At 71.6% G+C, this 21,949-nt stretch carries 29 protein-coding genes, 2 tRNA genes and 1 pseudogene; 20 read left to right on the forward strand and 12 right to left on the reverse strand.

The window, feature by feature from the left end:
• Positions 1 to 25 precede the first annotated feature (25 nt).
• From ACZ5UI_RS04985 to ACZ5UI_RS05050, 14 genes and pseudogenes are all read left to right on the forward strand, one after another.
• On the forward strand, positions 26 to 235 hold the full coding sequence (locus ACZ5UI_RS04985) for a hypothetical protein (RefSeq protein WP_464194843.1): 210 nt from the start codon (positions 26 to 28) through the stop codon (positions 233 to 235).
• Positions 232 to 519, forward strand: coding sequence for a hypothetical protein (locus ACZ5UI_RS04990; RefSeq protein WP_464194845.1), 288 nt, complete (start codon positions 232 to 234; stop codon positions 517 to 519). Before ACZ5UI_RS04985 ends, ACZ5UI_RS04990 begins: the two co-directional genes overlap by 4 nt.
• Complete coding sequence (locus ACZ5UI_RS04995) at positions 506 to 697, forward strand: hypothetical protein (protein WP_464194847.1); 192 nt, start codon at positions 506 to 508, stop codon at positions 695 to 697. Before ACZ5UI_RS04990 ends, ACZ5UI_RS04995 begins: the two co-directional genes overlap by 14 nt.
• Entirely contained in the window at positions 694 to 1,008 is a 315-nt protein-coding gene (locus ACZ5UI_RS05000) for a hypothetical protein (protein WP_464194849.1), read from the forward strand. The genes ACZ5UI_RS04995 and ACZ5UI_RS05000 overlap by 4 nt, the downstream gene beginning before the upstream one ends.
• The gene (locus ACZ5UI_RS05005) at positions 1,005 to 1,280 is read left to right on the forward strand and encodes a hypothetical protein (protein WP_464194851.1); all 276 of its coding nucleotides are present in this window, start codon (positions 1,005 to 1,007) and stop codon (positions 1,278 to 1,280) included. Before ACZ5UI_RS05000 ends, ACZ5UI_RS05005 begins: the two co-directional genes overlap by 4 nt.
• Positions 1,277 to 1,852 carry a DUF1643 domain-containing protein gene (locus ACZ5UI_RS05010; RefSeq protein ID WP_464194853.1) on the forward strand — a complete coding sequence of 192 codons (576 nt, stop codon included), beginning with the start codon at positions 1,277 to 1,279 and terminating at the stop codon, positions 1,850 to 1,852. The genes ACZ5UI_RS05005 and ACZ5UI_RS05010 overlap by 4 nt, the downstream gene beginning before the upstream one ends.
• On the forward strand, positions 1,839 to 2,057 hold the full coding sequence (locus ACZ5UI_RS05015) for a hypothetical protein (RefSeq protein WP_464194855.1): 219 nt from the start codon (positions 1,839 to 1,841) through the stop codon (positions 2,055 to 2,057). Before ACZ5UI_RS05010 ends, ACZ5UI_RS05015 begins: the two co-directional genes overlap by 14 nt.
• Positions 2,057 to 2,365 carry a hypothetical protein gene (locus ACZ5UI_RS05020; protein WP_464194857.1) on the forward strand — a complete coding sequence of 103 codons (309 nt, stop codon included), beginning with the start codon at positions 2,057 to 2,059 and terminating at the stop codon, positions 2,363 to 2,365. The genes ACZ5UI_RS05015 and ACZ5UI_RS05020 overlap by 1 nt, the downstream gene beginning before the upstream one ends.
• The gene (locus ACZ5UI_RS05025; protein WP_464194859.1) at positions 2,362 to 4,908 is read left to right on the forward strand and encodes a UvrD-helicase domain-containing protein; all 2,547 of its coding nucleotides are present in this window, start codon (positions 2,362 to 2,364) and stop codon (positions 4,906 to 4,908) included. Before ACZ5UI_RS05020 ends, ACZ5UI_RS05025 begins: the two co-directional genes overlap by 4 nt.
• Positions 4,905 to 5,447, forward strand: a complete 543-nt coding sequence (locus ACZ5UI_RS05030; RefSeq protein WP_464194861.1) for an HNH endonuclease — start codon at positions 4,905 to 4,907, stop codon at positions 5,445 to 5,447. Before ACZ5UI_RS05025 ends, ACZ5UI_RS05030 begins: the two co-directional genes overlap by 4 nt.
• Positions 5,444 to 5,845 carry a hypothetical protein gene (locus ACZ5UI_RS05035; protein ID WP_464194863.1) on the forward strand — a complete coding sequence of 134 codons (402 nt, stop codon included), beginning with the start codon at positions 5,444 to 5,446 and terminating at the stop codon, positions 5,843 to 5,845. The genes ACZ5UI_RS05030 and ACZ5UI_RS05035 overlap by 4 nt, the downstream gene beginning before the upstream one ends.
• Complete coding sequence (locus ACZ5UI_RS05040; protein ID WP_464194865.1) at positions 5,845 to 6,144, forward strand: VRR-NUC domain-containing protein; 300 nt, start codon at positions 5,845 to 5,847, stop codon at positions 6,142 to 6,144. The genes ACZ5UI_RS05035 and ACZ5UI_RS05040 overlap by 1 nt, the downstream gene beginning before the upstream one ends.
• Entirely contained in the window at positions 6,141 to 6,767 is a 627-nt protein-coding gene (locus ACZ5UI_RS05045) for a hypothetical protein (protein ID WP_464194868.1), read from the forward strand. The genes ACZ5UI_RS05040 and ACZ5UI_RS05045 overlap by 4 nt, the downstream gene beginning before the upstream one ends.
• A 513-nt stretch (positions 6,768 to 7,280) precedes the next feature.
• Positions 7,281 to 7,700 (forward strand): annotated as a pseudogene (locus ACZ5UI_RS05050) (tyrosine-type recombinase/integrase); the annotation flags it as partial.
• A gap of 148 nt (positions 7,701 to 7,848) precedes the next feature.
• On the opposite strand, the gene ACZ5UI_RS05055 reads toward ACZ5UI_RS05050, so the two are convergent.
• Positions 7,849 to 7,919 (reverse strand) — tRNA-Cys (locus ACZ5UI_RS05055).
• Positions 7,920 to 8,010: 91 nt separating this feature from the next.
• Here ACZ5UI_RS05055 and ACZ5UI_RS05060 point away from each other — a divergent pair.
• The 3 genes from ACZ5UI_RS05060 to ACZ5UI_RS05070 all read left to right on the forward strand — a co-directional run bounded on the left by ACZ5UI_RS05060 (position 8,011) and on the right by ACZ5UI_RS05070 (position 9,336).
• Positions 8,011 to 8,083: transfer RNA gene (locus ACZ5UI_RS05060), tRNA-Val, on the forward strand.
• Positions 8,084 to 8,137: 54 nt separating this feature from the next.
• Positions 8,138 to 8,503, forward strand: coding sequence for a DUF2200 domain-containing protein (locus tag ACZ5UI_RS05065; RefSeq protein WP_464194870.1), 366 nt, complete (start codon positions 8,138 to 8,140; stop codon positions 8,501 to 8,503).
• A gap of 44 nt (positions 8,504 to 8,547) precedes the next feature.
• Complete coding sequence (locus tag ACZ5UI_RS05070) at positions 8,548 to 9,336, forward strand: SDR family NAD(P)-dependent oxidoreductase (RefSeq protein ID WP_464194872.1); 789 nt, start codon at positions 8,548 to 8,550, stop codon at positions 9,334 to 9,336.
• On the opposite strand, the gene ACZ5UI_RS05075 is transcribed toward ACZ5UI_RS05070, so the two are convergent.
• Positions 9,323 to 10,519 (reverse strand): cobalamin-independent methionine synthase II family protein, encoded by a 1,197-nt coding sequence (locus ACZ5UI_RS05075; protein WP_464194874.1) that lies wholly within the window; start codon positions 10,517 to 10,519, stop codon positions 9,323 to 9,325. The genes ACZ5UI_RS05070 and ACZ5UI_RS05075 overlap by 14 nt on opposite strands.
• 100 nt (positions 10,520 to 10,619) lie before the next feature.
• Here ACZ5UI_RS05075 and ACZ5UI_RS05080 point away from each other — a divergent pair, with 100 nt between their 5' ends.
• The 3 genes from ACZ5UI_RS05080 to ACZ5UI_RS05090 are packed head-to-tail and all read left to right on the forward strand — an operon-like array spanning position 10,620 to position 12,173.
• Positions 10,620 to 11,537, forward strand: coding sequence for an AraC-like ligand-binding domain-containing protein (locus ACZ5UI_RS05080; RefSeq protein ID WP_464194876.1), 918 nt, complete (start codon positions 10,620 to 10,622; stop codon positions 11,535 to 11,537).
• On the forward strand, positions 11,525 to 11,794 hold the full coding sequence (locus ACZ5UI_RS05085) for a glutathione S-transferase N-terminal domain-containing protein (RefSeq protein ID WP_464194878.1): 270 nt from the start codon (positions 11,525 to 11,527) through the stop codon (positions 11,792 to 11,794). Before ACZ5UI_RS05080 ends, ACZ5UI_RS05085 begins: the two co-directional genes overlap by 13 nt.
• 40 nt (positions 11,795 to 11,834) lie before the next feature.
• Positions 11,835 to 12,173 (forward strand): hypothetical protein, encoded by a 339-nt coding sequence (locus ACZ5UI_RS05090; RefSeq protein ID WP_464194880.1) that lies wholly within the window; start codon positions 11,835 to 11,837, stop codon positions 12,171 to 12,173.
• Here ACZ5UI_RS05090 and ACZ5UI_RS05095 read toward each other — a convergent pair whose 3' ends face one another.
• From ACZ5UI_RS05095 to ACZ5UI_RS05140, 10 genes are read right to left on the reverse strand one after another with little or no spacing between them, the layout of a single operon-like run.
• The gene (locus ACZ5UI_RS05095) at positions 12,174 to 13,070 is read right to left on the reverse strand and encodes an XdhC family protein (RefSeq protein WP_464194882.1); all 897 of its coding nucleotides are present in this window, start codon (positions 13,068 to 13,070) and stop codon (positions 12,174 to 12,176) included.
• Positions 13,070 to 15,421, reverse strand: coding sequence for an aerobic carbon-monoxide dehydrogenase large subunit (locus ACZ5UI_RS05100; protein WP_464194884.1), 2,352 nt, complete (start codon positions 15,419 to 15,421; stop codon positions 13,070 to 13,072). Before ACZ5UI_RS05100 ends, ACZ5UI_RS05095 begins: the two co-directional genes overlap by 1 nt.
• Positions 15,421 to 15,702 carry a hypothetical protein gene (locus ACZ5UI_RS05105; protein ID WP_464194886.1) on the reverse strand — a complete coding sequence of 94 codons (282 nt, stop codon included), beginning with the start codon at positions 15,700 to 15,702 and terminating at the stop codon, positions 15,421 to 15,423. The genes ACZ5UI_RS05100 and ACZ5UI_RS05105 overlap by 1 nt, the downstream gene beginning before the upstream one ends.
• Complete coding sequence (locus ACZ5UI_RS05110) at positions 15,699 to 16,118, reverse strand: SRPBCC domain-containing protein (protein ID WP_464194888.1); 420 nt, start codon at positions 16,116 to 16,118, stop codon at positions 15,699 to 15,701. The genes ACZ5UI_RS05105 and ACZ5UI_RS05110 overlap by 4 nt, the downstream gene beginning before the upstream one ends.
• Positions 16,119 to 16,138: 20 nt before the next feature.
• A complete protein-coding gene (locus ACZ5UI_RS05115; RefSeq protein WP_464194890.1) occupies positions 16,139 to 16,684 on the reverse strand; it encodes a YceI family protein in 546 nt (181 codons plus the stop codon).
• 2 nt (positions 16,685 to 16,686) lie between these two features.
• Positions 16,687 to 17,139, reverse strand: a complete 453-nt coding sequence (locus ACZ5UI_RS05120) for a molybdopterin cofactor-binding domain-containing protein (protein ID WP_464194892.1) — start codon at positions 17,137 to 17,139, stop codon at positions 16,687 to 16,689.
• The gene (locus tag ACZ5UI_RS05125) at positions 17,132 to 17,314 is read right to left on the reverse strand and encodes a hypothetical protein (protein WP_464194894.1); all 183 of its coding nucleotides are present in this window, start codon (positions 17,312 to 17,314) and stop codon (positions 17,132 to 17,134) included. Before ACZ5UI_RS05125 ends, ACZ5UI_RS05120 begins: the two co-directional genes overlap by 8 nt.
• Positions 17,311 to 18,654, reverse strand: a complete 1,344-nt coding sequence (locus ACZ5UI_RS05130) for a vWA domain-containing protein (protein ID WP_464194896.1) — start codon at positions 18,652 to 18,654, stop codon at positions 17,311 to 17,313. The genes ACZ5UI_RS05125 and ACZ5UI_RS05130 overlap by 4 nt, the downstream gene beginning before the upstream one ends.
• A complete protein-coding gene (locus tag ACZ5UI_RS05135) occupies positions 18,647 to 19,567 on the reverse strand; it encodes an AAA family ATPase (protein WP_464194898.1) in 921 nt (306 codons plus the stop codon). Before ACZ5UI_RS05135 ends, ACZ5UI_RS05130 begins: the two co-directional genes overlap by 8 nt.
• Complete coding sequence (locus tag ACZ5UI_RS05140; RefSeq protein WP_464194900.1) at positions 19,564 to 21,948, reverse strand: aerobic carbon-monoxide dehydrogenase large subunit; 2,385 nt, start codon at positions 21,946 to 21,948, stop codon at positions 19,564 to 19,566. The genes ACZ5UI_RS05135 and ACZ5UI_RS05140 overlap by 4 nt, the downstream gene beginning before the upstream one ends.
• Between the last annotated feature and the right edge of the window lies 1 nt (position 21,949).

The raw sequence follows: 21,949 nt of genomic DNA on the forward strand, positions 1-21,949 counted from the left end.
CATCCAGGATCAGCTGCGAGCCCGTGTGCTCGCCACCCGCGACATCCTCGAGCTCACCGGCGGTATCGAATCGACCGTCACGCTGTCAGAGGATCCGGTGACGACGCTCACCGTCACCCGCGACAAGGGTGCCGTCCTCATCGCCGGCGGCCGGCGCCTCGACATCACCGAGGACTGGATCCAGCACCACGGCCTGGTCGTCGCCGCGCCGGACGCTCGCGAGGCCGCCGCGTGAGCGCGACACCTTCCAACGAAACCGTGCTGACGCAGTACCCCGAGCACGAGAAGCTCCAGGCGATCTCCGACGTCTCGCAGGAGATCGGCGAGTTCCTGGACTGCGGCCGATGGACCCTCTGCGAGCTGCGCGACGCCGGCACGCGGGCGTGGAACGGCACAGCCATCCAGAACTTCCAGCCGGTCAACATCCAGGACGCCCTCGCCGAGTACTTCGGCATCGACCAGAAGAAGATCGAGGCCGAGAAGCGGCAGATGCTGGAGGCGATCCGTGCCGCCCACTGACGACTCCGCGCTGGCCTACAGCATCAGCATCACGATCAAGCCCGGCCCTGACGCCGTGGAGCGCCACGACAAGATCGTGAAGCACGCCGAGCGGTTGGGCGCGACGACCTTCAGCGAGCAGTACGACTACGAGCTGGAGGAGTCCCAAGCACAGGGGCGAGGGGGCTACGCATCGTGACCTCTCCGCCGGATCTCCCCAAGAGCATCTACAGCCGCGTGACGATCATGGATCGCGCGACGTTGTTCGTTACCGAGTCCAGCGGCGACTTCGCTTCCACGGTCCTCGAGCAGGTCGTTGCCGACCACGTGCCGTCCTACACGCACAACCCGCCAACGATCATCTTGCTGGAGTCCGGCTTCAACGAAGGGCGAGCGGAGGACCTGCCGCTCACCGAGATGACACCGCTCGCGCAGGACGCCTACGACGCACTGCTCCGGGCGCTGGCGCGCGAGTGCGATGCATCCAGCACGCAGGAGCCACGAGGATGAGCGCCCGGCGGTACGTCACGATCATCCAGGACCCACGCGGCTACCCGGAGCCCGGAGAGTACGAGGACGACCTGACCACGGTCACGATGCACGAGGTCGTGCTGCGTGACGACTACGAGACGCTCCTCGCCGAGCGCGACGAGTGGCAGATGCTGGCGGTCCAGGCGCTCGATCGCGCGGACTCCGCGCTGGCCGGCGACACGGAGACTGCCGATGACCTGCGCGCCCGCGCCGTCGCGCTCGCCAAGAGCCGAAACGAGGCAGCAGGATGAGCGAGACGCTCTTCACGGGCACGGGTGAGATCCGGAAGGCCGCCACGCTCTCGGACGACGGCGTCTACCGCTACACGCTCGGGCGCAGCTGGGGCGACGGGCCGTTCGTCCTGTTCCTCATGCTCAACCCGTCGACCGCCGACGCGCTGCAGGACGACCCGACGATCCGCCGGTGCATCGGATTCGCCCGCTCCTGGGGCTACGGCGGCCTGGTCGTGTGGAACCTCTACGCCTACCGCGCCACCGACCCGACTGCACTGGACGACGAGGCGGACCCGATCGGCCGGGAGAACGAGGACCACCTCTGGGCGATCCTCCAGGGCGGCAACCTCGGGCTGATCGTCGCCGCGTGGGGCGCCAACCCGAACCGCGGCACCTACGTCAACCGCGAGAAGGCGATGTTCTGGGGTCCGCTGCGAGACCGGGACGTGTACGTACTCGGGCTGACGAAGGACGGCCACCCACGGCATCCGCTCTACATCCGCGCGTCGACCCAGCCACGACTTTGGAGCCCGGCCGAGACTGACCTGCCCGCCGCTATGACCGAGGAGAAGCCCAATGGGCGCGGCTAGCACCACCAGCGCACGCGACCAATGGAGCACCCAGCTCCCCGTCAGCCGCGGCCAATGGCGCACCATCGCCGAACTCGCCATCGAACTCCTCGACGCCGAACGACCCGAGACCCGCTACGAAGCCGAACTCATCAAAACCCGCCTACAGCTCGCCCTCGCCGAACGCGCACCCCGAAACCCACTCCCCGAAACCGAGCCGTTCTGATGGGCCAAGCCCTCACCCTCGCCATCGCCCGGATCCGCGCCGCCGCCCAGACCGACCAGCAGTACATGGCCCAACTAAGCGCCCAGGTCGACACCGCCATCGCCGAACTCCACGCGCACCCCACCGAAGAAGCCGAAGAGCACGTCGACAACGCCTACCTCGAAGCCGAAGACCGACGCATCCGCCGGCAGCCGCGCGGCCGGCACGGCCAGCAACCCCGCTGCGGCAGCTGCCGCCTATTCGTCAGCAACACAGGCGTCGCATGCCCCCACTGCGGCTTCAACGACCTCGGAGGCTTCCCCGGATGACCGGTGCGACCAGCCAGGCGGAGTCCCGCTCCAAGATGTTCCTCATCCACGGGCCCCCCGGCACCGGCAAAACGACCTACCTCGCCCGCCAAGCCAAGCGCGCCGCCCAAGAACACTCCCCGAGCAGCGTCGCAATCGCCAGCCTCACCCGCACCGCCGCCGCCGAGATCGGCGGGCGCGACACCGGCATCCCCGACGACCTCGTCGGCACCATGCACGCCCACTGCTTCCGCGCCCTCGACCGGCCCAAGCTCGCCGAGACCCCCGAAAGCATCCGCGCCTGGAACACCGCCCACCCGCACCTCGCCCTCAGCGGCGGCGCCCGCGACCAGCTCGAGGACACCATCGACCTCGACGGCGGCCAAGGCGCCGGCGACGACCTCCACGCCCAGGTCATGAACCACCGGGCCCGGCGCACCCCCACCAACCTGTGGACGCCCCTGCAGCGCGACTACCACGACACCTGGACCGACTGGAAAGCCGGCCACGAGCTCCTCGACTTCACCGACCTCATCGAACGCTGCCTGCACGACGTACCCCGCCACCCCGCCAACCCGCGCGTCCTCCTCCTAGACGAGGCCCAGGACTTCAGCCGCCTCGAGCTCGACCTCGCCCTCAAATGGTCCGAGCACACCGACACCACCGTCGTCGTCGGCGACCCCTGCCAGGCCCTCTACGCCTGGCGCGGCTCAGACCCCGACGCGCTCACCAACATGCCGCTCGCCGGCGAACGCGTCCTGGACCGCAGCTACCGCGTCCCGCGCGCCGTGCACGACATCGCCGTCCGCTGGGTCAACCAGCTCGGCCCCGACATCGTCCGCGCCTACCAGCCCACCGACCAGCCGGGGGAGACCCTCCGCCACACGGCAACGCTCCACCACCCCGAACGGCTCATCCCCGCCATCCGCGAAGACCTCGACGCCGGGCGCACCGTGATGGTCCTCACCAGCTGCGGCTACATGCTCGCCCCGGTGCTGAAGGTCCTGCGCCGCGAAGGCATCCCGTTCCACAACCCCTACCGCGTCAAGCAGGGCGCCTGGAACCCGATGCGCGCCGCCAACCGGCTACTGGCGTTCCTGCGCCCCGACGAGCGCGTCTGGGGGCCCGAGCAGTCACGCCTGTGGACCTGGGACGACCTCCGCCTCTTCACCGAGCCGCTCCAGGCGCGCGGCGTCCTCGCCCGCGGCGCCAAGGAGTCGATCGCCGAGAAGTGCCGGCCCGACCGCTTCGGCGAAAGCCTCGCCGACCAGGAGGTCCCGACCGAGACGCTCATGACCCTGCTCGGCGGCGCCAGCCTCCGCCACCCGGTGTTCCGCCTCAACTACGACTGGTGGGCCGACAACCTCCTCGCGTCCAAGCGCAAGAGCCTCGACTACCCGCTCGAGGTCCTGCGCCGCAACCCCAGCCGACCCGGCGTGCTGCTCGACAAGCCCAAGGTCGTCATCGGCACCATCCACTGCTCACCGCCGGACGAGCTCGTCTCAACCAAGCGCGGGCCCGTCCCGATCGCCGAGCTCCGCGAGGATGATCGTCTCGTCGGCTACCACCGCGGAACGAACAGCGTCCTCGGCGCGGGCACCCATCCGAATACGCGCGGCTACACCTTCCAGCGCAGCGTGCGACCCTTCAAGGGCGACCTGGTCACCATCGTCACGGCCGCCAGCAAGACCCGGGTGACCCCGAACCACCGCGTGCTGGCCCGGTTTGACGAGGAACAGTTCTGCGAGCGCTGGGTCGTGTACATGATGCGTCGCGGCGACTGGTGGCGCGTCGGCATCTGCACCTCCGCCCATCGGCCGTATCGGTCCGGCGGTGTCAGCGGACGCCTCGCGACCGAGCAGGCGGATGCGGGTTGGATCCTCAGCGTGCACGACGATCGCCGCAGCGCCCTCGCCGCAGAGGCCTACGTGCAGTCCCGTTGGGGCATCCCCGGTCTGACGTTCGAAGCTGCGAAGACCCGGGCCCTCGACAGCGCCGCGCTGCACGCCGTCCACTCGGCAACCGCCGGCGATGTTGCGCCGCGAGCGGTCAAGGCGCTACGGGACATGGGCATGGACCCTGCGTGGCCGCTCTACCAGCGCGGCGTCGACGAGGACGGCAAGTCGAAGCGCAACCTCCGCGGCTGGTTCGTGACCGAGGCCGCGAACCTCGTCCCGCTCAGCGGCCGCGTCGCCATGGCGACCCATTCGGGAGCCGCGCGCTCGACGATCGCAATGCCCGCCACGGCGAGCTTCGAGCCGTACGCCGGGCCGGTGTACGGGCTCGACGTCCCGCCGCACCACTACTACGTCAGCGGGGGCGCCGTGGTGCACAACTCCGTCAAGGGCGGCGAGGCCGACAGCGTCTATGTGTTCCCCGACCTCAGCCGCACCGGCATGTGGAGCGGCTGGCACCCCGGAGGCGCCGGCCGCGACCAGATCATCCGGATGATCTACGTCGCGCTCACCCGCGCCCGCCACAAGGTCACCATCCTCAACGGGGCCGGCGCCGAGCACGTGCCGCTGCAGCTGCTCACCGCCGACCTCGAGGCGGTCGCCGCGTGACCGCCGTAGCAACAGCCAATCGCGCCGGAACGTGCCGCGGCTGCGGCCGGTCGTTCGCGTTCCCCAGCACCGGCCCGGCCCGGCTGTACTGCGCCGACCCCGAGTGCCAGCGCCGCGTGAAGGCGCGCCGCTCCTGGAAGGCCTACCGCCAGCGCCTGCACCGCATGACGCCGCGCCAGGGCGTCTTCCTCGACGACCGCCTGCAGCCCAGCTTCGACCCGCCGGCCTACCGCGGCTTCAGCGCCCGGTTCCGCGACAGCGACGACGCCGCCCTGCTCTACGAGGTCATGCTCGCCCGCGACCCGTGCTCCTACTGCGGGGCGCCCTCGGACGGGCACATGCAGCCCGACCACATCGTGCCGTTCGCCGCCGGCGGCGGGGGAGAGTGGGAGAACCTCACCGGCGCCTGCCTGCAGTGCAACAGCAGCAAGGGCGACGCCCCGCTGCTGTTGTGGCTGATCACCAGCCCGCGACTCGGGCAGCTGCGCGCCGCCCGCCGCCAGACCGTCCTCTTCGACCTCGAGGCGGCCGCCGCGTGAGCGCGCTCGAGCAGCTCGCCGCCGACCAGGACGCCGCCACCGCCGCGGGCAAGTGCGCCTGCCTGTGCGGCAAGCCCGCCTCGCCCGGATCGAAGTACAACCTGCGTGACCGCTGCCGTCAGCGCGCCCAGCGCCGCAAGGTCGCCGCGGCCGCCCAGGACGCCGGCATCGAGATCCGCCTCAGCCTCGAAGCGGTGCGCAACCAGACCAACCCCTCGCGCCCGCGTAACGGTGACGCCCTGCGCCGCCGCCAAGGCCAACGCAAGCGCAACCCCGACGTTCGCGTCAGCTACCGCAAGGCGCTCGCCGCGGTCACCCTCGCCGTCGGTGACGAGCACCGCGCCCAGACCATCCTGCAGCCCTGCCTGCCGCCCCGCCTCAAGAAGGACCCCGCCTGATGGAGACCAACCTCGCCCAGACCTGCGACCGCGAGCTCCGCCGCCGCGGCGCCTGGTTCATCAACGTGCACGGCACCGTCACCGGCCGGCGCGGCACCCCCGACCGCGTCGTCATCTACCAGGGCGTCGGCCTCACCATCGAGTACAAGCAGCCCGGCGGCCGCGTCCAGCCCCTGCAGGCGCACGAGATGCGCCAGGTGGAACGCGCCGGTGGCATCGCCATCGTCGCCTGCAGCGCCGACGACGTCCGCAACGCGCTCGACGCGATCGACCTGCGCAACGCCGAGACAGTCGCATGAGCGAGCTGCGCGCCGAGGTCCTCGAGGAGTTCAGCACCCTCACCGGGCTGCCGCCGATCGGCGTCGTCACCCAACGCGGCCGCGACCCGCAGACCGCCACCTTCACCTTCCACATGGACGACGGCACCAAGGTCCGCGTCGGCACCATCAAGACGCTCTGGTCCCAGGCCGAGCTCGCCAAGGTCATGGCCGTCACCATCGGCAGCGTCGTCCTGCCGTGCAAGCCCGCCGACTGGCGCACCGCCATCGGCGCGCTCTTTCTACACGCGATCGACGTCGAGGAAGCCCCGCACGAGGCGCTCGCCGACCGCCTCCTCGACTGGCTCGATCAGTACGTCGCAGGCATCTCGACCAACGACCCTGACGGCGCGGCCGCGCTGCGCGAGCCGTTCACGCGCGACGGCGACATCTACGTGCACGCGGAGAACCTGTCGCGCTGGCTCAAGCGCGAGTACAGCGAGGTCGTCAGCGCCAGCGATCTGCGCACCGCGCTCACCGATCTCGGCTTCAAGGCCGCCGCGATCCAGTACAACTCCTCAGGCAGCGGCAAGGACCGCAAGCGCACCACCGCCCGCTACTACCGCGGCCCCGCGATCATCCTCGAGGCGGCCGCAGATGACTAGCCGACAGAGTCACGGAATCAGCGGGCAGCGATACGGTGACTTCACCGTGAACGCCGATTCCAACAGGGAAAACGGCGGGGTGGAGTCAGGAGTCGGGCAAACGCGCAACAGGACCCCTCGCGCGAGCGCGCACGCGATGACTCCAGGCGGCGGCGCATGAGATTCGTCGTCGCCATCGACCGCTACCTCGCCGACCAGCGCACCTACGGCCGCATCAACAGCACCGGCACCGAGACCAGCTACCGCAGCCGCCTCGAAGCGCACGCCCAAGACGTCAACAACCGCGACCCCGCCAAGACCGGCCGCGACGACGTCAAGAAGACCCTCCGCCGCTGGGACCACCCCAACACCCAGCGCGTCGCGCACGCCGTGCTCGTCAGCTTCTACGACTGGGCCATGGAAGAAGGCATCCGCAAAGACAACCCCGCCCGCCAAGTCCGCCGCGCCAAGAAGCGCGCCACCACCGTCTACCGCCTCAACCGCCTCGAGGTCATCCAGCTCATGGACACCAGCATGAGCGACCAACGCGAACGCTGGCTCATACACCTCGGCGTCCTCGCCGGCGCCCGCAACCAAGAACTCCGCGGCCTCCAAGGCCGCCACTTCGCGCGCCCCGGCTGGGTCTGGTTCAGCGCCGACATCGCCAAAGGCCGACGCGAACGCTGGGCACCCGTCCTGCCCGAACTCGCCCCGATCGTCGACGAGATCCGCGCCGAACTCGCCGACGACGAACACGTCATCCCCAACCGCTACCCGGCCGACCCGCCGCACAACACCCGATGGAAGCTCAACCGCAAGCGGCCCGCCAGCGCCCGCGCCATCTGGAGCAACGTCGTCGAACTCGCCCAACGCGCCGGCATCCATGCGCACGTCCACCCGCACCTGCTCCGACACGCCTACGGAGACCACGTCGCCAAATACGCCGGCCTACGCGCCGCCCAGGCCCTCCTCGGCCACCAAGACGTCTCCACCACCGCCACGACCTACGTCGACCGGCCCACCCTCGACGAGATCGCCGTCAGCGTGCACGGCTTCTCCTACAGGGGCTACCCCCCGACCACCACCCCCGCAACACCCGATAAGGCGACGACCGGAATCGAACCGGTGTACACGGCTTTGCAGGCCGCTGCGTAGCCACTCCGCCACGTCGCCAGGTTGGGCGCCTCAGGCTATCGCCCGCCGCCCCGAGACCCTTCCGCGGCGGTCCCCGCGCCGCGTTGCTACCCTACTGCGCCACAGCTGAGGGCGATTAGCTCAGCTGGGAGAGCGCCGCCTCGACAAGGCGGAGGTCACTGGTTCGAGCCCAGTATCGCCCACCTCACGAAAGCCCCGCTCCGGCGGGGTTTTCTCGTTCTGGCAGGATCTCGTCCGTGAGCCCAACCAAGCACCGGATCTACACCACGAGCTTCGCGAGCGTGTACCCCCACTACGTGGCCAAGGCGGAGCGCAAGGGCCGCACGAAGGCCGAGGTCGACGAGATCATCGGCTGGCTGACGGGCTACACCCAGGCCGAGCTCGACGCGCAGCTGGAGGCGCAGACCGATGTCGAGACGTTCCTCACGCAGGCGCCCACACCGAATCCGGCACGCGAGCTGATCCGTGGGGTCGTCTGCGGTGTGCGGGTGGAGGAGGTCGAGGAGCCGACCATGCGGGAGATCCGCTACCTCGACAAGCTGATCGACGAGCTGGCCCGCGGGAAGTCCATGGAGAAGATCCTCCGGTCCAGCCAGCCGTAGCGCGTCGCGTCGGCGCGAGGCCCGCGATGGCGTAGGTTCGCGCCATGGACTTGGAACTGGCAGGGAAGGTCGCCGTCGTCACCGGGGCCAGCAAGGGCATCGGGCTGGCGATCGTCGAGGAGCTCGTGGCCGAGGGCATGGAGGTCGTGGCCGGCGCGCGCAACGTCGACGCGCTGGCCGAGCTGGAGCACGTGACCGGTGTCGCCGTCGATCTCGGCTCGGCCGACGGGCCGGCCGCGCTGATCGCCACGGCGGTGCAGCAGCACGGGCGCGTCGACGTGCTGGTCAACAACGTCGGACGGGCGCCATTGCGCCTCGAAGGCTTCCTGGCGGTCAGCGACGCCGACTTCCAGGCCTCGATGGAGATCAACTTCTTCTCGATGTTGCGGGCCACGCGGGCGGCGGTGGCCGACATGCTGCCGCGCGGGGAGGGGACGATCGTCAACGTCGCCTCGGTCAACGCGTTCTACGAGCCCGACGGCGGCGTGATCGACTACGGGGCGGCCAAGGCCGCGGGCGTCAACCTGGCCAAGTCGCTCTCGCAGGAGCTGGGACCGAAGGGGATCCGCATCAACTCGATCTCGCCCGGGCCGGTGGAGACCGACCTGTGGCTCGGGCCCAACGGCGTCGCGGCCACCGCGGCCAAGGCGTCCGGCGTGAGCATCGACGAGGCGCGCGCGCAGATCGTCGCCGGCATGGGCGGCATCCCGTCCGGCCGCTTCACCCACCCGCGCGAGGTGGCGACGCTCGTGGCGCTGCTGGCCTCGCCGCGCAGTCAGAACGTGACGGGCGCGCAGTTCGTCATCGACGGCGGCCTGATCAAGACGACGTAGGGGCCAGGGCGCGCGAGGCCAGCGCGGCGCCCTCGGCCAGCGCCTCGAGCTTGGCCCACTGGATCGTCGGATGCACGCGGCGCAGGTACGGGCCCTGGGCGAACCCGCAGTCGGTCGAGGCCAACACGTTCTCGGCGCCGACCAGCCGCGCGATGCGCTCCAGGCGCTCGGCCACCAGCTCCGGGTGCTCGACGACGTTCGTCGCGTGGGAGATGACGCCCGGTGCGAGCTTCTTGCCGGCGGGCAGCGCGACGTCCTGCCACACGCGCCACTCGTGCTCGTGGGCCGGGTTGGCCGCCTCGAAGAGATACGTCCCGGCGTTGACCGAGAAGACGAGCTCGAGCACGTCGCGCAGCGGGATGTCGTTCGTGTGCGGGCCGTTCCAGGAGCCCCAGCAGACGTGGTAGCGGACCTTGTCCTCCGGCAGGCCCTCCAGCGCGTGGTTGACCGCGGCGATGCGCGGGCGGGCCCAGGCCAGGTAGTCGTCCATGGTGCCCGGGGGCACGAGGACGTCGTACATGAACGGGATGAAGGCGTCGTCGACCTGCACGGACAGGCCGGCGTCGACGATCGCCCGGTACTCCTCGCGCAGCGCCTCGGCCACGCCCATCAGCGCCGCCTCCTCGGAGCCGTAGTGCTCGTCGACGAGCGTCGGGAAGCAGGACGCCGGGGCGACGACCGGGAGGAAGCCGTCGGTCGCGCCCTCGGCGTCCATCGCGTCGCGCAGATTGCGGATGTCGCGCGCGATCGCGTCCTGGCCGGTGTACGTCACGTCGCTCGTGCAGACCCAGACGCCGCCCGGCTCCTCGTAGTCGCCCTGCTCGGCGGCGAAGTAGTGGGCGTAGAACTCCGGGAAACGGGCCCAGTCGGTGGCGATCGTCGGGTCCTCTGCGCGGGACTCCTCGGTGACCGCGTTCATGCGCACCTGCGGCGCGGGGCGCAGCTCGAAGCCGCCCAGCCGGCGGTAGACGTAGTAGTTCCACGACGACTTGCCGTACTCGCCGTCGCTGACGATGTCGACGCCGGCCTCCAGCTGCCGGCGCACGACGTCGCGCACGCTGGAGGTCAGGCAGGCCTCGTAGGCGGCCTCGTCCACCGGCTCGCCGGCGTCGATGGCCCGCAGGAAGGCGATCAGGTCGTCGGGGCGGACCAGGCTCCCGACGTGGGTCACGGGAATGGGCACGAATGCGACGGTACGCCGAGCCGGGCGGGCCCGCATGACCGCGCGGCCACACCGGCTTGCCCGTCCATCTACAGTTCGGCGCGAGAGAGAGGAGCGCCGCGTGAGCGTGGTGATCGATACCGCGCAGATGGCACCGGACGACGGATTCGCCGCCTGGGCGGAGGTCTCGTCGCAGGTCTTCGAGCCGCTGGAGGTCCGGCGCGACACGCCGCGCCCGTTCTCGGCGCGCCTGGAGCGCCACAGCGTCGGCCCCGTGGAGCTGGACCACATGGCCGCCGACCCGTCCGCCGCCGTGCGCACGGAGCGCCTCATCCGCCAGGGCGACCCGGAGCTCGTCTCGCTGATGCTGCAGCTGCGCGGCACCTGCGCGGTCAGCCAGGACGGGCGCGCCTGCCTGGTGCATCCCGGGCAGCTGACGACCTGGCAGTCCTCGCGGCCCTACATCGTGGCCGGCCGCACGCGCTTCGAGGCGCTCGTCGTCCACGTCCCCCGGCGCGTGGTCGGGCCCCACGCCGAGCGTCTGTGCCGCTCCACCGCCCAGACGCTGCCCGGCACGACCTCGATCGGCGCGGTCGTCGCGGGCTACCTCACGCACGTGCACGCCGGCCTCGACGGCGACGCCTTCGACGCCCACACCCGCGACCACCTGGCCGAGGCGCTTGTCGACCTGCTGGGAGCGCTGTCGCCACCGGCGCCGACGCTGCGCGACAGCATCGACGCCTACATCGACCGCCACCTGGGTGACCCGGCGCTCGACCCCGAGGCGATCGCCCGCGCGCACTACATCTCGCGCAGCTATCTCAACCGGCTCTACGCCGGCGACGGCGTGCGCAGCACCATCAAGGACCGCCGCCTCGAGCGTGCGCGCGAGAACCTCGGGCAGAGCGACGAGCCGGTGCTCGACATCGCCACCCGGTGGGGCTTCAGCAGCGCGGCCCACTTCAGCCGCTCCTTCCACGCCAAGTTCGGCGCGAGCCCCAGCAGGTTTCGCGTAGGGTCGCGTTCATGGCGACCGTGAAGCTCCACCGCTGCTCCTACACGTTCCTGCACACCGACATGGACGCGTGCTGGAAGGTCCAGCGCGCGCTCGACGAGCAGGGCATCGACTACGAGGTGGTCAAGCACGGCTACGGCAAGGGCAAGCGGCCCGACATCGTCGCGCTCAGCGGCCAGAAGTACCTGCCGGTGATCGAGCTGCCCGACGGGACGGCTTACCGGGCCGAGTCCGACGACATGGCCGCGCGCATCCGGGCCGGCGAGCTGTTGGGGAGCTAGCTCCCCCACCAAGCCCGCACGGCGCGGGTACGTTCGCGTCATGCGCAACGGACTTCGCACCGCCTTCGCCGGCGCGGCCCTCTCGGGCGCCGCGATCACCATCGGCGCGCTCGGCGCTCCGGCCGCCCTGGCCACCCCATGCACCCCGTTTCCGCACGTCCCGGGCTTCGGGGTCACGAAGTTCGAGGCTCTGAGGATGCCCTGCGCGGAAGCGACCCCGCTCGCCGTGGAGGTCATCCACGACCGCACGCCGCACGGCTGGCAGTGTGCGCGCCGCCCGAGCAACGGGCTCATGCGCATGTGGACGTGTCACGAGGCCGGCCACAACCCGTCGGACCCGTCGACCCGCGGATTCATCCTCCACTTCCAGAAGCGCTGATCAGACGGTGGCCTGCTGCTTGACGAACATCGCGCGGCAGCCGTCGCAGCAGAAGTAGAAGCGCTCGCCGTCGTGGTCGAGGTGGATGCTCGACTCGCTGGCCACGACCTCCATGCCGCAGATCGGGTCGATGGCCAGGGTGGGCGGCTCGACCACGGCGGGGACGGGCACCCGCGCCGAGCCGCGCAGGCCGATGATCTCGGCCAGGATCGAGATCGCGATGTCGCCGGGGGAACGGGCGCCGATGTCCAGGCCCGCGGGGGTGTGCACGCGGGCGCGCACGTCGTCGGCGACGTCCAGCGAGGCGAGCACGGCGGCACCGCGCTTGGGCGAGGCGACCAGGGCGATGTACGGGACGCCGGCGGTCAGCGCGGTGGCCAGGACGACCTCCTCGCCGCGGCCGTGGGAGGCGATCACCAGGGCGTCGTCGCCGGCCGCGGGCGTGACCTCGTCGGGCTCGCCGCGCACGACGTCGTAGCCGGCGGCGCGCCCGATCTCCTCCAGCGCGCGAGCGATCGGCATGTCGCCGGCGATGACCAGACGGGCGGCGGGCAGCTGCGGGTCCAGGAAGATCTCCAGCGATCCGCCGCTCAGGCACGGGTTGTGGGCCACGATCATGCCGTCGCGATCCTCCTCGTCGTGCTCCTCGCCCACCGACGGCTCCAGGCGCAGCAGCAGCGCCTTGCCGGTGGTCAGCGTGCGTTCGGCGTAGCGGCGCACCGACGCCTCGGCGCACACGCCGCCGACGAAGCCGTCGATCGCGCCGTCGCGGTGCACGAGCGCGGTGTCGCCCGCCCGCACGCTGGTCGGCGCCGCCGCCCGCACGACGGTGGCGTAGACGAACGGCTCGCGGTCGGCGATCAGCTGCGACGCGCGCATGGTCAGGTCCGGCTTCATCACGACTGCATCGCCTCCCACACCCGCGACGGGGTGCACGGCATGTCCATGTGCCGGACGCCGAACGGCTCCAGGGCGTCGCAGATCGCGTTGACGATCGTCGGCGGCGAGCCGACGGTCGCCGACTCCCCGATGCCCTTGGCCCCGATCGGATGGTGCGGGGACGGGGTGACCGTGAAGCCGGTCTCCCAGTCGGGGACCTCCAGCGCGGTCGGGATCAGGTAGTCCATCAGCGTCCCCCCGAGGCAGTTGCCCTCCTCGTCGTAGGCGATCGTCTCCATCAGCGCCATGCCGACGCCGTCGGTCAGCCCGCCGTGCACCTGGCCCTCGATGATCATCGGGTTGATGCGCGTGCCGCAGTCGTCGATGGCCACGAAGCGCCGCACGGTCACCGCGGCGGTGCCCGGGTCGATGTCGACCACGCACAGGTAGGCGCCGAACGGGAAGGTCAGGTTCGGCGGGTCGTAGACCGCCTCGGCGTCCAGGCCCGCCTCGAACCCGGGCGGCAGCTCGATCGAGCCCCGGGAGGCCAGCGCGATGTCCGGCAGCGTGGCCGCCTGCTCGGGGTCGCCCTTGACCGCCCAGCGCGAGGGCGGGCCCTTGACCCACTCCAGGTCGTCGGGGGCGACCTCGAGCATCGCGGCGGCCACGACCCGCGCCCGCTCGCGCACCTTGCGGGCGGCCAGCGCGGTGGCCGCCCCGCTGACCGGCGTCGAGCGCGAGCCGTAGGTGCCCAGCCCGTAGGGCGTGGTGTCGGTGTCGCCATGGACGACCTCGACGTCCTCGGGCGGGATGCCCAGCTCCTCGGCGACGATCTGGGCGAACGTCGTCTCGTGGCCCTGGCCCTGGGTCTGCACGCTGATCGACAGCTGCGCCTTGCCGGTCGGGTACACGCGCAGCGCGGCTCCGTCGTTCATGCCCAGGCCCATGATGTCCATGTGCTTGCGCGGGCCGGCGCCGACCGCCTCGGTGAAGAAGCCCAGGCCGATGCCCATGATCTCGCCCCGGGCCCGGCGCTGCGCCTGCTCGGCCCGCAGCGCGTCGTAGCCGGCCAGGTCCAGCGCCTGGGTCAGCGTGGCCGCGTAGTCGCCCGAGTCGTAGACCCAGCCGGTCTTGCTCTCGTAGGGGAACTGCTCGGGGCGCAGGAGGTTGTCCAGCCGCAGCCGCGCGGGGTCGGTGCCCAGCTCGCGGGCCAGGCAGTCGACCATCCGCTCGACCAGGTACACCGCCTCGGCGATGCGGAACGAGCACGCGTAGGCCACGCCGCCCGGGGCCTTGTTCGTGTAGGCCCCGGTCACGCGGCAGTGCGCGGCGTCGATGTCGTAGGAGCCGGTGAAGACGCTGAAGAATCCCGCCGGATAGCGCGTCGGCTGGGCGGCGGCGTTGAACGCGCCGTGGTCGGCGATCACCTCGACCTCCAGCGCGGTGATGCGGCCCGCCGTCGTCGCGGCGATGCGCCCGACCATCCGGTAGTCGCGGGCGAAGCCGGTCGACATCAGGTTCTCCGCGCGGTCCTCGGCCCACTTGACGGGCTGGCCGACGGTCATCGCGCCGACGATCGCGCAGATGTAGCCGGGATACACCGGCACCTTGTTGCCGAAGCCGCCGCCGACGTCGGGGGAGATCACGCGGATCTTGTGCTCGGGCAGGCCGGTGATGAGCGCGTACATCGTGCGGTGCGCGTGCGGCGCCTGGGTGGTGCACCACACCGTCAGCTTCTCGCCGACGGCGTCCCAGTCGGCCAGCGCGGCGCAGGTCTCCATCGGCGCCGGGTGCGAGCGCGGGAAGACCATCTCCTGCTCGACCACGACGTCCGCTGCGGCGAAGGAGGCGGCCGTGGCCGCCGCGTCCCCCGACTCCCAGTCGAACACGTGGTTGTCGGTGCGCCCGACGTGGTCGTCGCGGATCAGCGGGGCGCCGGGCTCCAGCGCCGCGCGCGCGTCGACGACGACGTCCAGCGGCTCGTAGTCGACGTCGATCAGCTCGAGGGCGTCGCGGGCGGCGTAGTGGTCGTCGGCGATCACGAACGCGACCTCCTGGCCCTGGAAGCGCACCTTGTCGGTGGCCAGCACCGCCTGGGTGTCGCTGGACATCGTCGGCATCCAGGCCATGCCGCGCGCGTCCAGGTCGGCGCCGGTCAGCACGGCGTGCACGCGCGGATGCTGCAGCGCCGCCGTGGTGTCGATCGAGACGATGCGCGCGTGGGCCAGCGGCGAGCGCAGGACCGCGCCGTGCAGCATTCGGGGGAGCTTGATGTCGTCGACGTAGCGGCCCTGGCCCCGGATGAAGCGCGCGTCCTCCTTGCGCCGCAGCCGGCCGAACCCGATCGGGCGCTCCTCGGTCGCGCTCATCAGGACACGCCCTTGGGGCCGAACCCGCGCAGCGTGCGCGGGTCCACCGACTCGTCGAGCGCGACGACGTTGACCGTCCGGCAGCGCCCGCACTTGATGCGCACGCGCTTGCTCATGTACGCCGGGTCCATCTCCGCCGCCAGCACGTTCCCGCACGACACGCACACGTAGTCGTCCGGCCCGTTGCCGCGGAAGACGGGGCGGTCCGGGTTGTCCTGGACCGCCGTCCCGCCTCCCATCGGCACCTCGCCGGCGCCCACCTCGCGCATCGTCTTGATCAAGCGGTCGCCAGCTTCCCGGTGAAGTCCTTGATCAGCGCGTCGAGCACGCTCTGCACGACGCCCTCGCCCATCGACGCCGCCTTGCCGCTGATCTGCGCCGCGGTGTGCAGGGTGCCGCCGTCGCCGTTCAGCGTGAAGGTCGCCTCGGCGTTGGCGAAGCCCTGACCGCCCTTCTCCTTGGAGCGCACCTTCAGCACCGCGCGCTGGGCGTCGTCGTCGCGCTCGACGAGCTTGACCGTGCCGGTGAAGGTCATCGACATCGCGCCCATCTTCACGACGATCTCCGCCTTGGCCTCCTCGGGGCTGGTGGCCTCGACGACGCGGCCGCCCTCGACGCAGGGGATGACCCGCTCGAGGTCGGTGATCGTCGCCCAGGTGTCGGGGCCCGTCGGGAATGCGTGATCCAGCTCAACCATGTGTCTGTGCTCCTGTGGGTCTACGAAGGTGGGGGCAGCGGGGCGTCGACCTCGACGCGGACGTCGTCGAGGACCTTCAAGGTCCCGAACAGCGCGGAGTAGGGCTTCATGCCGAACGCGGTCTGGTTGACGGTGGCCGAGCCGGTCAGATGGCCGTCGGTCACGGTCAGGTCGAAGCCGATCGGGACCTGGCGCCCGTGCAGCTCCAGCGCGCCGTCAACGTGCAGGCCGCCGTTGCCGTCGGAGGCCACGCTCGTCGACCGGTAGGCGATCGGGGTGCTCTTGAGCACGTCCTCGCGCATCGACTGCTCGATGCTGGACGTCTCCTCGGCGCCGAGCGCCATCATGCCGCCGTGGCCCTCGAGGACCTTCAGCGAGTCGGCCTGCGCGCTCAGCTCCAGCGCGGACCGGGCCGGGTCGTCGGCGACGGTCAGCGTCGCCTGCCAGTCGGTCACCGCGATGGTCAGGTCGTGGCCGGCCTTGGCCGCCGCGCCGCCCTTGCGGGTGTGGACGGTCAGCGAAGCCTGGTCGGGGCCGAGGACGTAGGTGCCTGCCGGGATGGCCATGGTCAGTCGCGGTACACGGTCTGCGCGTCCAGGCCGCCCTCGACGCCGGGCGGCAGCGCGCCGCTGCCGTGGGCGTACATGGCGATGTCGGCGATGGTCAGCGGCTTGGCCTCCGCGCCGGCCAGGAAGGCGCCGTCGGACCAGGTGAGCTGCTCGGGCGGCGTCTGCAGCTCCGCGCCGGCCAGCAGCTGGGCCTTGGTCAGGATCTTCTCGCTGGCGCTGTCGATCGCCGCGACGACGCCACCCGACGGCGCCGTGTTGAAGCCGTGGCCGACGCCGAAGCGGTTGGTGTCGGCGGGCACGACCTTGACGTCGAGCGGCGGCACGCCGAGCCGGTCGGCCACGAGCTGGGCGTAGCGCCCCTCGTTGCCGTCGGGCTCGGTGGTCAGGCTCAGCACCATCTTGCCCGTCGGATGCACGCGCAGGAACACCGCGCGATAGGCCTCGTCAGCCACGGGTTGCACTCCTCTCCTCATCGTTGGCGCGACGCACGCGCTCCTGGTGCGCGGTCAGCGCGTTGTGGTCCTCGCGGTCGCAGAACGCCGACGGCGGGCCGCCCAGCGCGTGCGCGGCCATCGCCGCACGCTCGCAGCCGGGGTAGATGCAGATGGGGACGCGGGGCTCGTTCATCGGGACCATCCCGGGGTCGTGTTGCCGCGGCTGGGGCCGTGACCGCTGGGCATCGCCACCGAGCTCCCGGGCAGCGGCGTGGCGCTGGCCCACGCCTCCTCCTCGGGCTCGGGCTCGGGCGACCAGCGCGGGGCGTCGGGGTCGTCGCCGGCGATCGCGCTGACGACCGCGGTCAGGGCGTCCAGCGTGTGGCCGCTGACCAGCGCGTCGCAGTGCGGCAGCGCCGCCGCCATCCCGCCGGCGCGGGGCTGGAAGCCGGCGGCGGCCACGCGCGGGTTGACCCAGACGATCCGGTGGGCCAGGCGGGCCAGACGCTCCATCTCGCGGCCGACCGCCTCGGGATCGCCGCGCTCCCAGCCGTCGGACAGGATCACCACGACGGCGCCGCGGGCCATGCCGCGCCGGCCGTGACGGTCGTTGAACGCGCGCAGCGCGTCGCCGATGCGCGTGCCCGACGACCAGTCCGGCGCGGCGTCGGCCGCGCGCTGCAGCGCCCGCTGGGGCGTGCCGTCGCGCAGGGCGCGGGTCACGCGCGTCAGCCGGGTGGCGAAGACGAACGCCTCGGCGTTCGGCCCGGCGCCCGCGGCGCAGTTGAGGAACTGCAGGTAGGCGCGGGCGTAGGGCTCCATCGAGCCGGAGATGTCCAGCAGCATGACCAGGCGGCGCGGGACCACGCGCCGGCGCCGGCGGGCCAGGCGGATCGGGTCGCCGCCCGTGCGCAGCGAGCCGCGCAGCGTGCGTCGCAGGTCGATGCGCTCGCCGTGGCGCTCGCGCACGCGGCGGCGGGTGCGCCGCTCGGGCGTGGCGATCCGCAGCCGGCGCATGAGCCGGTCCAGCTCGACCAGCTCGTCGGGCTCCAGCGTCTCGAAGCGCTTGGCCCGCAGGACCTCGTCGGCGCTGGCCACCATCGGCACGGTCACGTCGCGCGGGGGCTCGTCCTCGCCGTCGCCCTGGTGGCCGGGGGCCGGCGAGGCGCTCAGCCCCGGAGCGCCGGTCGCCTGGCTGGCGGTGCGCTCGTGCATCGGGCGCGCGTCGGGCGGCGCGGGCACGCGGCGCAGGTGCTCGGCGTCGGGCAGCGGGGTGCCCTCGTGGCGGGCGCCGAACACGTCGGCGAACACGGCGTCGAAGGCGGGGACCTGGCCGCGGCCGGAGACGAACGCGGCGCGGGCCGTCCAGTACAGGCGCCGACGCGAGAGCGGGCGGACCAGCGCCAGCGCCTGGGCGAAGCGGGCGGCGCGCTCGGCGGTCACCGGGACGCCGGCGTCGTGCAGCCGGCGGCCGAACACGCCGGCCAGCAGCGCCAGGTCCAGCTCGATCGTCTCGACGCCGAAGTCAGCCATCGCCGCCGACCAGCGTCTCCAGGCCGGCCTCGCGCACGAGCGCCTGATCGTCGGCGTACTTCAGGACGGTGCCCAGCGTGCGGTCGATCGCGGCGGCGTCCAGCGCGGCGATGCCCAGCAGCTCCAGGGCGGCCAGCCAGTCGATCGCCTCGGCGATCCCCGGCGGCTTCTGCACGTCGCTGTCGCGCATGCGGGCCACCGCGTCGGCCACCTGCACGGCCAGCGTCTCGGCCGCGCCGCGCACGCGCCGGCGGATGATGTCGACCTCGCGCTCGGGCGACGGGTAGTCGATCCACTGGTAGAGGCAGCGCCGCTTGACCGCGTCGTGCAGGTCGCGGGTGCGGTTGGAGGTGAGCACGATCACCGGCGGGTGCGTGGCCCGGATCGTGCCCAGCTCGGGGATCGTCACGGCCGCCTCGGCCAGCAGCTCGAGCAGGAACGCCTCGAAGTCGTCGTCGGCGCGGTCGACCTCGTCGATCAGCAGCACCGCGGGCCGCGGCCCGGGGTGCTGCAGCGCGCGCAGCAGCGGTCGGGCGACCAGGTAGTCGGGCCCGAACAGGTCCTCCTCGCGCAGGCCCTCGCCCTGGGCCTCGGCCAGCCGGATGGCCAGCAGCTGGCGCGGGTAGTTCCACTCGTACAGCGCCTCGGCGGCGTCGATGCCCTCGTAGCACTGCAGCCGCACGAGCGGCGTGTCGAGGATCTGGGCCAGCGCCTTGGCCGCCTCGGTCTTGCCCACGCCCGCCTCGCCCTCCAACAGGAGCGGCTGGGGCAGGCGCAGGCTGAGGAACATGCCGGTGGCCAGGCCCTCGTCCACGAGGTAGTCGACGCCGGCCAGCCGTTGGGCCAGCGTCTCCACGTCGGGGACCAGATGGCGGACCTCGCCCGCCGCGTCGCCGGTGGCGCCCGGTGTCACTGGGGCGGCTCCGGGCGGCCCTGCATCGCGGCCCACACGCGCGCCGGCGAGCAGGGCATGTCGATGTGCGTGACGCCGTGCGTCTGGTGCAGCGCGTCGATGACCGCGTTGACGATCGCCGGCGGCGAGCCGACGTTGGGCGACTCGCCCACGCCCTTGGCCCCGATCGGGTGGTGCGGGCAGGGCGTGACCGTCTCGCCCAGCTCGAACTCGGGGCATTCCAGCGCGGTGGGGATCTGGTAGTCCATGAACGACGAGTTCAGGCAGTTGCCCTCGTCGTCGAACGTGATGACCTCCATCAGCGCGATGCCGATGCCCTCGGCCAGCCCGCCGTGGATCTGCCCGTCGACGATCATCGGGTTGATGCGCACGCCGCAGTCGTCCACGGCGATGAACCGGCGCACCTTCACGTAGGCCGTGTCGGGGTCGATGTCCACGACGGCGATGTACGCACCGTAGGGGTAGGTCAGGTTCGGCGGGTCGTAGATGACCTGCGCGTCCAGGCCGCCCTCCAGGCCCTCGGGCAGCGCTTCGCCGCTGTAGGCCCGCCCGGCGATGTCGCCGATGTCGACGCCCTGCTCGGGGTCGCCCTTGACGTGCCAGCGGCCCTTCGTCCAGGCCAGGTCCTCGGGCCGGGTCTCGAGCATCTGCGCGGCGATCAGGCGGGCCCGGTCGCGCACCTTGCGCGAGACGACCGCCACCGCGGCGCCCGACACCGGCGTCGAGCGCGAGCCGTAGGTGCCCAGCCCGTAGGGCGACTTGTCGGTGTCGCCGTGGCGCACCTCGACGTCCTCGGGCGGGATGCCCAGCTCCTCGGCCACGATCTGAGCGAACGTCGTCTCGTGGCCCTGGCCCTGCGTCTGGGCGCTGAGCGAGACGACCGCCTGGCCCGACGGGTGCACGCGCAGGTCGGCGCCGTCGTTCATCGACATCCCGAGGATGTCCATGTGCGCGCGCGGACCGGCGCCGACGCCCTCGGTGAAGAACGACACGCCGATGCCCATCAGCTCGCCGCGCGCCCGCTTCTCGGCCTGCTCGCGGCGCAGATCCTCGTAGCCGGCGATGTCCATGGCCACCCGCATCGTATGCGCGTAGTTGCCGGAGTCGTAGGTCCAGCCGGTCGTCGTCTCGTAGGGGAACTGCTCGGGCCCGATGAAGCTGCCCATGCGCAGGTCGACCTCGTCGATGCCCATCTCCAGCGCCAGCGCGTGGACCATGCGCTCGACCAGGTAGACCGCCTCGGTGATGCGGAACGAGCAGCGGTAGGCGACCCCGCCGGGGGCCTTGTTCGTGTAGACCGCCTTGACCTTGATGTGCGCGGCCTCCAGGTCGTAGGAGCCGCAGCAGATGTGGAAGAACCCGGCGGGGAACTTCGTCGGCTGCGCGGTCGAGTCGAACGCGCCGTGGTCGGCGATCACGTCGACCTTCAGGCCGGTGATCTTGCCGTCCTTGGCGCAGATCGAGCTGTGCATGATGTAGTCGCGGGCGAAGCCGGTGGACATCAGGTTCTCGCTGCGGTCCTCGACCCACTTGACCGGGGCGCCGGCCACGATCGAGCCGGCGATCGCGCACACGTAGCCCGGGTACACCGGCACCTTGTTGCCGAAGCCGCCGCCGATGTCGTTGCACATGATCCGGATCATGTGCTCGGGCAGCCCGGCCACGTGCGCGTAGACCGTGCGGTGCACGTGCGGCGCCTGGTTGCCGTTGTAGAGGTCCAGCTGACCGGTCTTCGGGTTGAAGTCGGCGATCATCCCGCACGTCTCCATCGGCGCCGGGTGGCAGCGCGGGTACATGATGTCGCGGGTCACCACGACGTCGGCCTCGGCGAAGACGCGCTGGGTGGCCTCCTCGTCGCCGGCCTCCCAGGTCGGGCTGGCCAGGTTGTCGACCTGGCCGACCTTGTCGTCGCGGATCAGCGGCGCGTCGGCGTCCAGCGCCTTGCGCGCGTTGACCACGGGCCGCAGCGGCTCGTACTCGACGTCGATCAGCGCGAGCGCGTCGCGGGCCGAGTACTCGTCGGTGGCGATGACGAACGCGACCTCCTGGCCCTGGAAGCGGACCTTGTCGCCGGCCAGCACGGCCTGCGTGTCGTAGGAGATCGTCGGCATCCAGGCCAGCCCGAGCGTCTCCAGGTCCTTGGCGGTGACGACCGCCGCGACGTTGGGGTGCGCGAGCGCCTCGGAGGTGTCGATCGAGACGATCTCGGCGTGCGCGTAGGGGCTGCGCAGGATCGCGCCGTGCAGCATGCCGGGCAGGACGATGTCGTCCAGGTACTTGCCCTGGCCGCGGATGAAGCGCGCGTCCTCCTTGCGCTTCAGCCGCCCGAAGCCGATCGGACGCTCGGTCTCGGGGGAGGGGAGGTTCTCGATGGTCGCCATG

The organism is Conexibacter sp. JCM 18997 (assembly GCF_055391915.1).